Origin of the sequence: Microbulbifer harenosus (assembly GCF_005771435.1) — a bacterium.
Taxonomy (GTDB): Bacteria; Pseudomonadota; Gammaproteobacteria; order Pseudomonadales; family Cellvibrionaceae; genus Microbulbifer; species Microbulbifer harenosus.
The window spans coordinates 126,245-138,996 of sequence record NZ_VANI01000009.1 but is presented as its reverse complement, the minus strand read 5'-3'; the positions used below and the strand labels follow the sequence as shown (position 1 = coordinate 138,996).

Genomic DNA, 12,752 nt, shown 5'->3' with positions numbered 1-12,752 from the left:
CTCCCGTCAATTCGGCTTCACAATTGTACCGCTGATTTCTGCGCCAGGGCGCACAATTCTCGTAATGGCGATATAAATCACAAGTCTGGTGGAATCCGGTAGAATTTTTTGACAGAAAATATAAGGAGCACAATATGGAACTCTTCAATCCAGCCCGCCCACCCAGACATCGCACCCACAAAAGCCTCCTGCTTCACTGGTTGCTGCTGTTAATTACCGCGCTGGCAGCGGCTCAGGTCCAGGCGGCCAATGACCGCGGTCTGTTACTGCAGGCCACAAAGGGAGAACATACCGTCTACCTGCTGGGCTCGATCCACCTCGCCGACCAGAGTTTCTACCCATTGCGGGACACCATCATAAACGCCTACAACAACAGCAGTGCGCTGGTGGTAGAAGCGGATGTCGTCGCCATGGAATCCGACCCGCAACTCCAACAGAAAGTCATGCTGGAATCCTTTTATCCACCGGGCGATCAGTTGAAAAACCATATTCCCCCCACCTTGTATGGCGAACTGCAGACCTGGTTGCGGAAACGCCAGATTCCAGAGACACATTTCAGCCGTATGCGCCCCGCCATTGCCATGATTACCTTGAGCATGGTAGAGATGCAGGCGCGCGGGCTGGACCCGAAAGCCGGCATTGACCGCCACTTTTTATTGCAGGCACGCCAGAAGGGCAAAACCACACTGGAACTGGAAAGCGTGATTCAACAACTGCAACTACTGAACAGCCTGGAAAAGCCGGAGCTCTATTTGCAGCAAACCCTGGATCAACTGGCGGAAATGGACAGGTTCGTGCCGCGTATGACCGGGGCCTGGAAGGCCGGCGATCAACAGGCACTTTACGACCTGGTGTTTCGCGAAGGAATTGACGAACACCCTGAATTTGAACAGCTGCATGAGCTACTCTTCTATCGGCGCAACCGCGAGATGGCGAAAAAAATCCAGGATTTCAGCCAGCAACACCAAACTCTGTTCGTGATCGTGGGCGCCGGGCATCTAGTGGGCGACAGGTCTGTCACCGATTTGCTGAAAGGTGTCGGCTTCCATATTACCCAGATCTGATTCGGCGCCCATTACATTAATTTTGTTACCATAATGTGACAGTTGGAAACATTTAATTTTATGGATGTCAATTGTTTCAAAAATGTTTCCAATTTCTGACGAAAATCATGGGCTGATAGTATTCGCCGCCAATAAGACAGCCAAATGATATGGAATCAACACTATGGACCGCCCCCACCAGAGCCTGCTGGCTCTTTCCATAACCTGCCTGCTCTCAGGTACCGCCGTTGCCGATCAAGCAGAAACCAAAGGCAACCTGAAAATCGTTTCCGATGACGGAAACTTTTCCGCGTCTCTCGGCGGCCGTATTCATTTCGACACCTACCTGTTCGACAGCGACCAGGTCAACGCTATCAGCACCACGGAGTTCCGTCGCGCACGTATTACTCTGAAAGGTGACATCTACGACTGGAGCTACATACTAGAGCAGGATTTTGCCGGTGGCAGCACCCTCGATGGCTTCCGCGACGTGTACCTGGCGCACAAGTTCCTCGACGGCGAGGTGCGTATTGGCCAGTTCAAACCCTTTCGCTCCATGGCGGAAATGACCAGCTCCAACGAGCTGACTATGCTGGAGCGGCCATTCTCCAGCGCTACTGGCCTCTACGATGGCAACCAGTTTCAGCAGGGTATCGGCTGGACCGGCGTCCTGGATTGCTTCACCCTCGGTATGATGGCGTTCAATCTGCGCGATGCGGGCACCCCCCGCAACGAGGGCCTGGGAGCCGCCGGCCGTCTGGCCTGGCATCCGGTCAATACCGACCATGAAACCCTGCACCTGGGCACCTCCATCAGCTATGAAAACGCCAATCAGAACTCCAGCGACCTGATGGCCGAAGCAGATTACGCAGGCCGTCGCGGCCCGTCTCAGCTGATGGCACTCACCCCGGGTGACCTTGGCGGAGACGCCAGCACCGCAGCGCTGGAGCTGGCCGGTAGCTATGGCCCGCTGTATCTGCAGGCGGAATACACCGTCGGCGGCTTCGAGGGAAATTACTATCTGACGGAAGAGGACTTCGAGGACGAATTCGGGGCGCCGGCACCCTTCCCCTGCGATCCCGAATTCGGCTGCTTTATCGGCGACCAGACCATTCACACCTGGTATGTCCAGGGCAGCTGGATGCTGACCGGTGAGCACAAGCCTTACAGCCAGAAACGCGGTGCTTTCAGCTCAGCGAAGCCCAGCGGTGACGGTCTGTGGGGAGGCGCCTGGGAGTTGACCTTCCGCTACGACACCATGGAAAACCGGGATTTCGATCACCTGCAAGCCAACAGCACCACGGTGGGTCTCAACTTCTACGCTAATCGCAACGTGCGTTTCATGCTGAACTACATCATCGGCGACGATGATTTCACCGGTGATGGCACCGACCAGTTGGGGTTTCGGGCTCAGATCGGCTGGTAATCGGCTCGATTCACAAAAAAATGGCGAGCCAATCGGCTCGCCATTTTTTTACTTTCGGGCAAAAACGTGGGCATTGCTACACGCGGTGGTTTAGCCCACTTGCTGCGCCTTGGCCGGGTCGAATACTTCCACCTGTGCCGCCACATCCTGCATGCCAGTGCTGGGATTGTAGAAACGTTGCAAGGACAGCAGTTTTACGCGATTCGCCTTCTCTACATTTTCGTCTTTGATCAGACCGTATCCGCGGATCATGTCGGGGTAACTGAGCAATTCAATGGCCGCCGCGTGATTTTCCGCATTGAGCCTGCCGACAACTTCGTTGACCAGTTTTTCGTACTCCGCAATCAGAGCGCGCTCCATTTTGCGTTCGGCGGTATAGCCGAAAATATCCAGCGCCGAACCGCGCAGAAAACGCAGCTTTGCCAGTACACCGAAGGCACGATGCATCCAGCCGCCGAACTTCATCTTGCGCGGGCGCCCGAGGTTTTTATCAAAGCGGCTCAATAGCGGCGGTGCCAGATTGAATTCCAGCTCGAAGTCACCGGCAAAATTTTCCCGCAGGGACTGCATAAAACGACCGTCGCTGTAGAGACGTGCCACCTCGTATTCGTCCTTGTACGCGAGCAGTTTGGCGTAGTTGCGCGCAACCACTTCTGCCAGCGCTTCACTGCCCGGTACTTTCAAAATTTCCGCCGCCTTAACCCGATCCACCAACGCGCGGTAGCGGCGCGCCAACGCAACATTCTGGTAACCGGTAAGATGCGCCACCCGGTGCGCCACAATATCTTCGAGCCCCTGCGGCAGGGATTTTTCTTCGCCTTTTGCCAGCAGCCGATCCAGCGCCGGCCTGTCGGCCGCGGCGAGACGGCCGGCAGCGAACCCTTGCAGGTTGCCCTCCACCGCCACGCCGTTCAGTTCGATCGCCTGCTGGATGGCGTTGAGCCCGAGGGGAATCAGACCTTTCTGCCAGGCAAAACCCAGCATGAAAATATTCGCCGCCAGGGTGTCGCCGAGAGCCGCCTTGGTCAGGGTATGACCTTCGACCACATCGAGCTCCAGCACGGCATCCTTGATGGTGTCGAGTACCGCCTGGGGCGAGTGGATATCCTCACGCCCCAGCACCGAGGCCGCTGTCGGGCTAAGGTGGGTGTTGACCACGGCGCGACTCAAGGTTTCGTCCAGCTTGGCGAGACTCGCCGACAGGTTGCCGGCAGCAATCAGGTCGCAGGCCATCAGGGCATCGGCGCGACCGTCGGAAATCCGCACCGCTTGCAGCGCTTCCGGGCGCTCGGCAAAACGCACATGGGAGTAAACTGCCCCGCCCTTCTGCGCGAGACCGGTCTGGTCCAAGGTGCTGCAGGCGCGCCCCTCGATGTGCGCCGCCATCGCCAGCAGCGCGCCGATGGTCACCACACCGGTGCCGCCGACGCCGGTCACCAGCAGGTTGAAGGGCTCGGAGAGATCCGGCATCTGCGGAACCGCGAGCTTGTCCGCCGCCTGGCACAGGGCGTCGCCGACACCAGCGCGCTTGTTCAGCTTGCCGCCTTTCACGGTGACAAATGACGGACAGAAGCCATTGACGCAGGACATGTCCTGGTTGCACGTGGTCTGGTTGATCCGACGCTTGTCGCCGAGCGCGGTATCGACCTTCTCGACCGCGATACAGCTGGACTGGGTAACGCAGTCACCACAGCCCTCACACACCAGTTCGTTGATGAACGGGCGCCCTTCCGCTTTCGGCAGCAGGCCGCGCTTGCGTTTGCGGCGCAGCTCGGTAGCGCAGGTCTGGTCGTAGACGATGACGGTACAGCCGGGCTCTTCACGCAGCTCCTTCATTACAGTGGGCATATGGTCGCGATGGCGGACCTCCACTTCGCTGGGGAAGCTCAGAGCCCCCTTGAACTGTTCGGTCTTGTACTTCTCGGTGTCGTCCATCACCAGCACGACTTTCTTCACGCCTTCCGCCAGCACCTGCCGGCAGATCATGTCCGGGCGCAGCTCGCCGTCGTGGGGCTGGCCGCCGGTCATGGCGACGGCGTCGTTGTAGAGGATCTTGTAGGTGATGTTCACCTTCGCCGCCACCGACGCGCGAATGGCGAGAATACCGGAGTGGAAGTAGGTTCCGTCGCCCAGATTGACGAATACATGGGGCTCGCTGGTGAAGGCGGCCTGCCCGATCCAGTTGACGCCCTCGGCCCCCATTTGGGTAAAGGTGTAGGTTTCGCGATCCAGCCACTGGGCCATGTAGTGGCAGCCGATACCTGCCAGTGCACGACTGCCTTCCGGCACACGGGTGGAGCGATTGTGCGGGCAGCCGGCACAGAACATGGGCAGGCGCGCGACGCTGGAACCCGCCTGGGCGGAAATACGCTCCGCCAGCGCGTCGAGGCGCATCAGGCGGTGGCGGGCGCGCTCGTGCAGTCGCTCCTCCCCTAGCAGGTAACCCAGTACCTGCGCCACCACGGCCGGCGACAGCTCGCCGTACATAGGCAGCAGCGGGTTGTCGTGCTCATCCACCTTGCCGAGGATGCGCGGAAAGTGCGGATCGCGTACATGCACGTTGTACAGCTCTTCTTTCAGCTGCACTTCCATCAGGCTGCGTTTTTCTTCGAGCACCAGCAAGCTGTCGAGACCGCGGGCGAACTCCTGGATACCGGGCACGTCCAGCGGATAGGTCATACCGACCTTGAGGATGCGGATACCCAGCGCGCGAGCGCGCTCTTCGTCGATGCCCATGTCCTCGAACGCCTGCATCAGGTCGAGATGGGCCTTGCCGGCGGTGACGATACCGAGTGTGGCATCGGGGTTGTCGAGCACCAGCCTGTTCAGCTGGTTGGCGCGGGCAAACGCCAGCGCCGCGGGCCGCTTGTAGCGCCACAGGCGCTCTTCCTGTTCGAGGGGGTTATCCTGTTTGCGGATGTTGAGCCCGCCCGGTGGGCGCTCGATTTCGGGATAATTGAAGGTGACACTTTCCGGATCGACGTCGACCGTAGAAGCGCTGTCCATATTCTCGGCGAGGGTAATCATTGCCACCCAGCAACCGCTGAAGCGGGACAGCTCGAGTCCGTAGAGGCCATAGTCCAGAACTTCCTGCACGGTGGCGGGGTTCAGCACCGGGATATGCATGTCGACGAACGCGAATTCGGACTGCCCGGGATAAGAAGAGGATTTACAGCCGTGATCGTCGCCGGCAATGATCAGTGCCCCGCCCTTGGGGGACGATCCGGCGGCATTGGCGTGGCGGAAGGCGTCACAGGAGCGGTCCACACCGGGTGTCTTGCCGTACCAGATACCGCACACGCCATCGACCTGGGCGCCTTCAAACAAGCCCACCTGCTGGGAGCCCCACACGGACGTGGCCGCCAGCTCTTCGTTCACACCGGGCACAAAGCGGATGTTGTATTCACTCAACAGCTTCTTGGCACGGCTCAACTGCTGGTCGTAGCCGCCGAGGGGAGACCCGCGATAGCCGGAGATGAAGGTGGCTGTATTGAGGCCGCGGGCGCGGTCGATGCGCATTTTGTCGATGGGAAGCCGCACCAGGGCCTGGATGCCCGAGAGCAGTACCCGCCCTTTGAGGATGGTATACCGGTCATCGAGAGAAACCGGTCTGGTGGCTGGGGCCTGAGACTCGGTGTTCACTTTATGCTCACTCATACGCCTACTTCTTTCCTCTGCTGGATGCCTGCTGCAGTGACCGGCATCCGGTAATTATTGTGATTCGAGGCGCGCGTCGCGGGTTTCGGCGCCTGCTCAGACGTCTTATGCTGCGGCAGCCGGAAGTTGCGACGGCGTGGTCAAGCCATACTAGTGCCTTCGGCACATGGAAACATTGCTTTATTTACGGGTTTGCACGTAAAATTATGACAGCCATCTCGATCAAGACTAAGACTGTAGGATAGGAGTTTATATGAAGCGCTCAACAGACCTGGATGATTTCGACCGCAAGATTCTGCGGGCGCTGCAGGAAAACGCCGATTATTCCATGGCTGAGCTTGGAGACAAAGTAGGCCTTTCCCACACTCCCTGCTGGCGACGCATCAAGCGTCTTGAAGCTGAGGGTATCATCCGTGGTCGCGTTACTCTCCTTGATCCGCGCAAGCTTGACTTGGGGGTCACAGTATACTGCTACGTGACGATTCACAACCACGACGAGGATTCCCTGAACAATTTTGAATCCGCCGTGCAGGATGTGCAGGAAGTTGTGGAATGCTACTCCACCAGTGGCGACAAAGACTACGTTCTGCGAGTGGTGGTTGACAGCGTGGAGCACTATGAACAGCTGCTGAAGCGCTCGCTGGTTCACCTGCCCAATGTGGCTTCTGTGAATTCTACCTTTGCTTTGAAGCAGGTTAAGTACACCACCCAGCTTCCTCTTTGATTTTTTGCGCCGAGCTCCGATTCATCAAAGAGCTCTGTTCAAGGTTTTGTGGCGGCCAAGCACCGGGTATTTGTTTTTGAAACCGCCATGAATACATCCCTGTAGGCTGCGTCGGAAACATCCCTGTTTCCGACGCTTTCAAAAACAAATCCCCGGCACTCGACCTTCAATTCGAATTTCTTCACTTCGTTAGCAACTGCCAATACCTGCTTGGTAGGAAAAGTATTCGGAACCAATCGCGAAGGTGTCGATACCGGGTATTGCCTCGTGAGACCTTCCGCGAGAGGGACCTCGCGGAAGAGCCCCCATGGATGGGTTCACGGCGTGTCTCACGAGGCAATACGCGGTAGCGGCGCCGCCACGAAACCATCTACGAAGCACACAAAAGCTTCAGCGGTCGCCCAGTAAACCGACTACCTGCGCAAGAACCTGCTCCATATCCCGCCCATCACAATCCACCACAATATCCGCATACCGGCGATACAGAGCCTGCCGCTCTTCAAACAATTCCTCAAAGCTCTGCCCCGGCGCCTTGGCGATACCACGGCTTTCGTAGTTGTGAATCCGCCGACGTAACTCATCCGCCGTACAGTTCAGAAACACCGCAGGGCCGAATTTCAGTAGGTTGTGCATGCCCTCTTCGCTGTACACCGCACTGCCACCGGTGGCGATAACATGATTGGGCAGAACCGCTTCGGCAATCACCTCCCCTTCGATACGGCGCAGGTTCAGATAGTCGCTCTCGTTCATGATCTCCTGCAGGGTCTTGTCTTCCCGCAGCTGGATCAGCACATCGGTATCCACAAAATCCTTCGCCAACTCCTTAGCCAGCAACACCCCAAGCGTACTCTTGCCCGCACCCGGCATCCCGATCAGTACCACACTGCCCTGTTTACTCATTTTTTCAAACTTCCCGCTATCAGACTTCCAAATTGATGACCCAGCGAACGGCACGATGAATCAGTCTCCACGCCGCGGCAGAACAACCGACCGCAGCCACCCCAGCAGACTGTTGCCGGTGAGCAGCATTTTATCCAATTCGTCCAGGTTATGCGCCTGGCGGAAGCTGTCGGCGAACAGCGCTTCTCGGGTAATCATGCGCCGGCGGGGGTTGATCTGCTTGATCTCACGCGCGGGGTTGCCGGCCACGATGGCGTTTGCAGGGACGTCTTTCGTCACGATGCTCCCCGCCCCTACCACCGCGTTATCACCTATGGTCACACCTTTACAGATGATCGCGCTGTCACCGATCCACACATTATTGCCAATGGCAACGGCTTCCGTGCAGCGGAATGGACGTGTGCGGTTATAGAGCCCGTGCCAGTCGGAATCGGAGATGTAGACGTTGGCGGCGAGCATGCAGGCATCGCCGATGGTGATGGACTGGCCAGCAGAGATGCGCACGCCGGGGGAGATCAGTACGTAATCACCGATGGTGATTTCCGCATCGCCACCCCGATGTCCCATGGCGGTAAAGCGGATGCAGTTGTCTGGGGTGGAGATCAAGTGGGGGAAATCGCCCAGGCGAATGTTGCGACCGAACACCTTGACCGAGGCCGGATGCATCACTTCCGGCTCACGGCCGACGGCATCGAACTGTGGCAACAAGAAGTGTCGCGTGCGCCAGCTGCGAAATTGCAGCATCAGGCGCTTCAGCCAGTATGGTCTATGATCTTTACGCATATTTTTCACATTGCCTGCAGACGTCACTGCAGGGAAATTTTCAATCGTTTGTGTGGAAACTATTTGCCAGCGGATTTGCGCTTCACATCCATTGCAAACCCGGTAATCCGCCGCTACTGTCTTGTGCGATCAATAAAGCCGAAGAAGAACATGGAAATTTCACACACACTCGAACAGCCTCTCGCCCTGCCCGAGGACCTTCCCGTCGACATTGACAGCATTAAAGGTTTTCTCGACCCGCAAGAGGGCGCGACACTTTATCGACTTGCGGCTGAGGCCGGCGAGCTGGGACCCTGCCTGGAAGTGGGAAGCTACTGCGGTAAATCCACGGTTTACCTGGGCAGCGCCTGCAAATTGATGCGCAACACCCTGTTTGCAGTGGATCATCACCGGGGATCGGAAGAGCACCAACCCGGCGAGGAGTACCACGATCGCGATCTGTTTGACGAGCGCAGCCAGCTGATGGACAGCTTTCACCATTTCCGCAGCAACATGCGCGCAGCCGACCTGGAAGAGTTCGTGGTGCCGATCGTGGCGCCGTCCGCGGTGGCGGCTCGCCACTGGAGCACGCCCCTGGGCCTGGTGTTCATTGACGGCGGCCACTCGCTGGACGCAGCGATGACCGATTACCGCAGTTGGTCCCGGCATATCGTGCCCGGCGGTTACCTCGCCATTCACGATATTTTTCCCGATCCCGCCGACGGCGGCCAGGCACCTTACGAAATCTACAAACTAGCCCTGGCCTCCGCTCAGTTCGAGCTGGTGGCGATGGTCAAGACGCTCGGCATTCTGCGCCGAATCCAGTAGCGCCACCCTGGTAAATAGCGTGCTGGCGGGCGTGAGCCCTGCCAGCGCATCCGCGGCGAGTAACATGGCACCGACGGTCCAGGTGGTTTTTTCTTCCGGCCAGATGGCGTCGTCACGATAGACATAGCCAGTCCAGTAACCGCCGTCTTTGTCCTGCCAGCGGTGTAAGCCGCGATAGAGTTCTTCCGCCTTACGCATTTCGCCGGCGGCCACCAGTGCCATGGTCAATTCACAGGATTCCGCTACTGTCACCCAGGGCTCGTCATTCACACAGCGGCAACCGAGCCCAGCCACTACAAACTCATCCCACTTCTGCCACAGGCGCGCCTTTGCATCCGCACCATCAAAGACACCCGCAAGCACCGGATAAAACCAGTCCATGGAAAAACGTGCCTTGCTCTCCCAGGTGCGATCAAACCGCTCCGGCATTGCTCGCAACGCATAGCCCAGTTTCGAGCGCGCAAGCGTCCAGTTTGGTTTCGGTCGGCCCAGCGCCTCAGCGATATGGATTCCGCACTCGAAACTCTTATAGATAGAGGAACAGCCGGTGATCAGAGAGTCCCACATGGGCTCACCCTGAGCATCCACCGCCCACTGAATATCACCATACTCCGACTGCAATGCCAGCACGAAGTCCAGTGCCTTTTCCACCATTGGCCAGAAGCGCGATAGAAATTCGCGGTCGCCAGTAATCAGAAAGTGGTGCCAGATACCTGTCGCCACGTAAGCGACAAAGTTACTTTCCCGGCGCTCGCGACTGTCGGCTTCACCATTTCTGTAGGCGGCCCACCAGCTGCCATCCGCGAGCTGTTCTGCCGCAAGCCAGGCATAGGCCTTTTCGGCGGCGTCATACTCGCCGGCGATACTGAGCCCCATGGCGGCCTCCACGTGATCCCACGGGTCCGCGTGGTGACCAGTAAACCAGGGGATGCAGCCACTTTCCAACTGCTGCGAAAGAATATAGCTGGCGCTGTGCCGGATAAAATCGCGGGGAAACAATGTCTGCTCTGTACTGTTGGCGACAGCTGCCGCAACAGGCCGGCTCACGCGGCCACCTCGCGTTCCGCGTCCTTACTTGGCAATTCGGATCTCCGCTCCGGTGAGCCCCCCAGATCTGGCTCCGGGTACGATGCCTTCACAAAATACAGTGCGATGCTTTTGCCGAGCACCGGGTTGAGCAACTTCTCCATCCAGCGGGTCAGTCTCGGTTTTTGCATTAGATCCCACACCAACAGGCGATGATAGGCCGCCACCAGCGGTTGCCTGTCGCGCTCCCAGAACAAACATTTCAACCACCAGTAAGGCGCGTGTAGTGCGTGGGCCTTATGGCGGGCAAAGTATTGATACCCTTGCTGTTCTACGCTCATGCGTAATTGCTTCTCGCGGAAAATCCGGATATGTCCACCTTCCACCTGGTGATAGGCGTCAGACAGTTTCCAGCATACCCATTCAGGGAAGAACGCCGGCACTGTCGCCGCGAAGATGCCCGCGGGTTTCAACACCCGGGTAATTTCGCTCAGGACGCCTTCGTAATCCTCGATATGCTCGAGAACCTCGGAGCAGATCACCACATCAAAAAAATCGTCGGAAAACGGCAACCGCAGGGCATCGCTCACGACAAACTGCACACGGCCGGATACATTACCGGCCGCCATAAACGGCTGTGCTTTATCGCAGGCAGTGCGAATATCTCGCTGGCTCAGGTCCACGGCGAAAATATCCACGGCATCGGTGATCAACAAATGGATGGCGTGACGGCCTTCGCCACAGCCGAGATCCAAAACCCGCTGTCCGGGCCTGAGATTCAGCAACCCAGGGTTGACGGTAATCATCAGGCCGCCTCCCCCCGGTTCTTCCCTTCTGACGGATAGGTGTCCGCGGAGATTCCCGTGCTGCCGGTGTAATTCTGGACCTGCAACGCAGTACCAGTAGCTGCGGATTCAGGAACGTCGCCGAACGCCGCAGCAGCGCCGATGATATCGCGGTAATAAGACACCAGACTTTTCGCCGCCACCTGCCAGGAAAACTGCTCCTCAATTCTCCGTCGCCCGGCCTTTGCCATTTCAGCGCGCAGCGAAGGATCCGACAACAGGCGTTCAATCCCGCGGGCGAGCGCACCGCTGTCTCCCGCAGGTACCACCAGACCGGCGTCGCCCACTACTTCCGGCAGAGCTCCACCATCACTGGAAATAACCGGCACGCCACAGGCCATCGCCTCGCCCGCTGGCAGTCCGAACCCCTCATATAAAGACGGGCAGACCACCATCGCCGAAGAGGTATAGTGCTCAACCAGTTGCTGGCTGGATATACCCGAGACGAAGCGTACGTGTTTATCCAGCTTTAGCTCCTGCAAAAGCTGCTCTGTTGCGCCGCCTTCTTTCAGCTTTCCAACCACCAGCAACTGCAGCTGCGGAAAACGCCCGTGCAGCAATGCCATGGCCTGCAACAGAAACCGCAGCCCTTTGAGTGGTTGGTCCGCAGAAGCGGTGGTCATGATCTGGAAAGGATTGACCGCGACCTGGGGCTGCGGCGAAAAAATATCCGTGTCGATACCGTTGTAAATCAGTCTGAGCTGGGACGGCGAGACACCGAACTGTTCGACGACATCGTTGAGAGACTGTGTCGAAACGGTCACGATATGCTTGAGGCGGCGGGACACCTTGATCTGCATATTCAGAAAACTGTGCCAGCGGCGCACCAGAAGGCGATAAAACCAGTCCGGCGCTGCGTCCAACGCCAGCTGGCGGTCGCGGGTAATCGGATGGTGAATGGTTGCCACCACCGGGATTCCCGCCGCTTCAATATCCAGCAGTCCGTAGCTGAGTGACTGGTTATCGTGCACGACATCGTAGTGATTGCCGTGGCGACGCAGGTAGCGCGCGGCCCTTCTCCCAAACGCATAAGGCTCCGCAAACGCCCCGGTCAACTTGCCAAACCACTCGTAAAAATCCGCCCAGCTCAGCAGGTGGCGCAGCTTCAGCGCACGGGTGGGATTTTCGTGTTCGTAAAGATTGAGACCGGGCATTTTGATCAGGCGCACGCGCGCATCCAGATCGGGATATGGCTGCCCGGAGATAACATCGACGTTGTGACCGGCCTCCACCAGCGCCTTACTCAGGTAATGCAGGTAAATGCCCTGGCCGCCACAGTGGGGATGGCTGCGATAGCCGAGTAAACAGATATTCAGTGGCCGGTTGCTGGCCGTCGGACCGTCTGTATGATTGCCCAAGGCGGTCATAGATTCCCCAGAATTATTGTTTTGGCGAACGCAAAAAGCTCAGGCGCCGTAAAAGGCGAAGAATACACCGGCAAAGAAATGACTGCCAGACCGAATCCGTCCACACCAGAGGAGAGACCAACCAGTCTGGATGTTTGTGAGCCCCGAGACCAACACCCTCAAAACAAAGCCCCG

10 protein-coding genes are annotated in these 12,752 nt (G+C 58.0%); 4 read left to right on the top strand and 6 right to left on the bottom strand.

All coding sequences use genetic code 11. From position 1 onward, the window contains the following. The first annotated feature begins 134 nt into the window (after positions 1 to 134). A complete protein-coding gene (locus FDY93_RS08630; protein WP_138235338.1) occupies positions 135 to 1,064 on the top strand; it encodes a TraB/GumN family protein in 930 nt (309 codons plus the stop codon). A 163-nt stretch (positions 1,065 to 1,227) separates the two neighbouring features. Then, on the top strand, positions 1,228 to 2,469 hold the full coding sequence (locus FDY93_RS08625; protein WP_138235337.1) for an OprO/OprP family phosphate-selective porin: 1,242 nt from the start codon (positions 1,228 to 1,230) through the stop codon (positions 2,467 to 2,469). A 90-nt stretch (positions 2,470 to 2,559) separates the two neighbouring features. Here FDY93_RS08625 and FDY93_RS08620 read toward each other — a convergent pair whose 3' ends face one another. Continuing rightward, the gene (locus FDY93_RS08620) at positions 2,560 to 6,126 is read right to left on the bottom strand and encodes an indolepyruvate ferredoxin oxidoreductase family protein (RefSeq protein WP_138235336.1); all 3,567 of its coding nucleotides are present in this window, start codon (positions 6,124 to 6,126) and stop codon (positions 2,560 to 2,562) included. 253 nt (positions 6,127 to 6,379) lie between these two features. On the opposite strand from FDY93_RS08620, the gene FDY93_RS08615 reads away from it, so the two are divergent. After that, the gene (locus FDY93_RS08615) at positions 6,380 to 6,850 is read left to right on the top strand and encodes an Lrp/AsnC family transcriptional regulator (protein ID WP_010131435.1); all 471 of its coding nucleotides are present in this window, start codon (positions 6,380 to 6,382) and stop codon (positions 6,848 to 6,850) included. 390 nt (positions 6,851 to 7,240) lie between these two features. Here the strand turns inward: FDY93_RS08615 and FDY93_RS08610 are convergent, their stop codons facing one another. Beyond that, the gene (locus tag FDY93_RS08610; protein WP_138235335.1) at positions 7,241 to 7,750 is read right to left on the bottom strand and encodes a shikimate kinase; all 510 of its coding nucleotides are present in this window, start codon (positions 7,748 to 7,750) and stop codon (positions 7,241 to 7,243) included. Between the two features lie 60 nt (positions 7,751 to 7,810). Beyond that, positions 7,811 to 8,533: an acyltransferase gene (locus FDY93_RS08605; RefSeq protein WP_138235334.1), complete on the bottom strand. Its 723-nt coding sequence runs from the start codon at positions 8,531 to 8,533 to the stop codon at positions 7,811 to 7,813. 150 nt (positions 8,534 to 8,683) lie between these two features. Here FDY93_RS08605 and FDY93_RS08600 point away from each other — a divergent pair, with 150 nt between their 5' ends. Next, positions 8,684 to 9,340 carry a class I SAM-dependent methyltransferase gene (locus FDY93_RS08600; protein WP_138235333.1) on the top strand — a complete coding sequence of 219 codons (657 nt, stop codon included), beginning with the start codon at positions 8,684 to 8,686 and terminating at the stop codon, positions 9,338 to 9,340. Here the strand turns inward: FDY93_RS08600 and FDY93_RS08595 are convergent. The 3 genes from FDY93_RS08595 to FDY93_RS08585 are packed head-to-tail and all read right to left on the bottom strand — an operon-like array spanning position 9,266 to position 12,578. Further along, a complete protein-coding gene (locus tag FDY93_RS08595; RefSeq protein ID WP_138235332.1) occupies positions 9,266 to 10,387 on the bottom strand; it encodes a prenyltransferase/squalene oxidase repeat-containing protein in 1,122 nt (373 codons plus the stop codon). The genes FDY93_RS08600 and FDY93_RS08595 overlap by 75 nt on opposite strands. Further along, positions 10,384 to 11,172 carry a class I SAM-dependent methyltransferase gene (locus tag FDY93_RS08590; RefSeq protein ID WP_138235331.1) on the bottom strand — a complete coding sequence of 263 codons (789 nt, stop codon included), beginning with the start codon at positions 11,170 to 11,172 and terminating at the stop codon, positions 10,384 to 10,386. The genes FDY93_RS08595 and FDY93_RS08590 overlap by 4 nt, the downstream gene beginning before the upstream one ends. Continuing rightward, positions 11,172 to 12,578, bottom strand: coding sequence for a glycosyltransferase family 4 protein (locus tag FDY93_RS08585; RefSeq protein ID WP_138235330.1), 1,407 nt, complete (start codon positions 12,576 to 12,578; stop codon positions 11,172 to 11,174). Before FDY93_RS08585 ends, FDY93_RS08590 begins: the two co-directional genes overlap by 1 nt. Between the last annotated feature and the right edge of the window lie 174 nt (positions 12,579 to 12,752).

Coding starts and splice junctions, on each gene's coding strand:
- FDY93_RS08630 (WP_138235338.1), top strand. CDS start 135: ATGGAACTCTTCAATCCAGCCCGCCCACCCAGACATCGCACCCACAAA.
- FDY93_RS08625 (WP_138235337.1), top strand. CDS start 1,228: ATGGACCGCCCCCACCAGAGCCTGCTGGCTCTTTCCATAACCTGCCTG.
- FDY93_RS08620 (WP_138235336.1), bottom strand. CDS start 6,126: ATGAGTGAGCATAAAGTGAACACCGAGTCTCAGGCCCCAGCCACCAGA.
- FDY93_RS08615 (WP_010131435.1), top strand. CDS start 6,380: ATGAAGCGCTCAACAGACCTGGATGATTTCGACCGCAAGATTCTGCGG.
- FDY93_RS08610 (WP_138235335.1), bottom strand. CDS start 7,750: ATGAGTAAACAGGGCAGTGTGGTACTGATCGGGATGCCGGGTGCGGGC.
- FDY93_RS08605 (WP_138235334.1), bottom strand. CDS start 8,533: ATGCGTAAAGATCATAGACCATACTGGCTGAAGCGCCTGATGCTGCAA.
- FDY93_RS08600 (WP_138235333.1), top strand. CDS start 8,684: ATGGAAATTTCACACACACTCGAACAGCCTCTCGCCCTGCCCGAGGAC.
- FDY93_RS08590 (WP_138235331.1), bottom strand. CDS start 11,172: ATGATTACCGTCAACCCTGGGTTGCTGAATCTCAGGCCCGGACAGCGG.
- FDY93_RS08585 (WP_138235330.1), bottom strand. CDS start 12,578: ATGACCGCCTTGGGCAATCATACAGACGGTCCGACGGCCAGCAACCGG.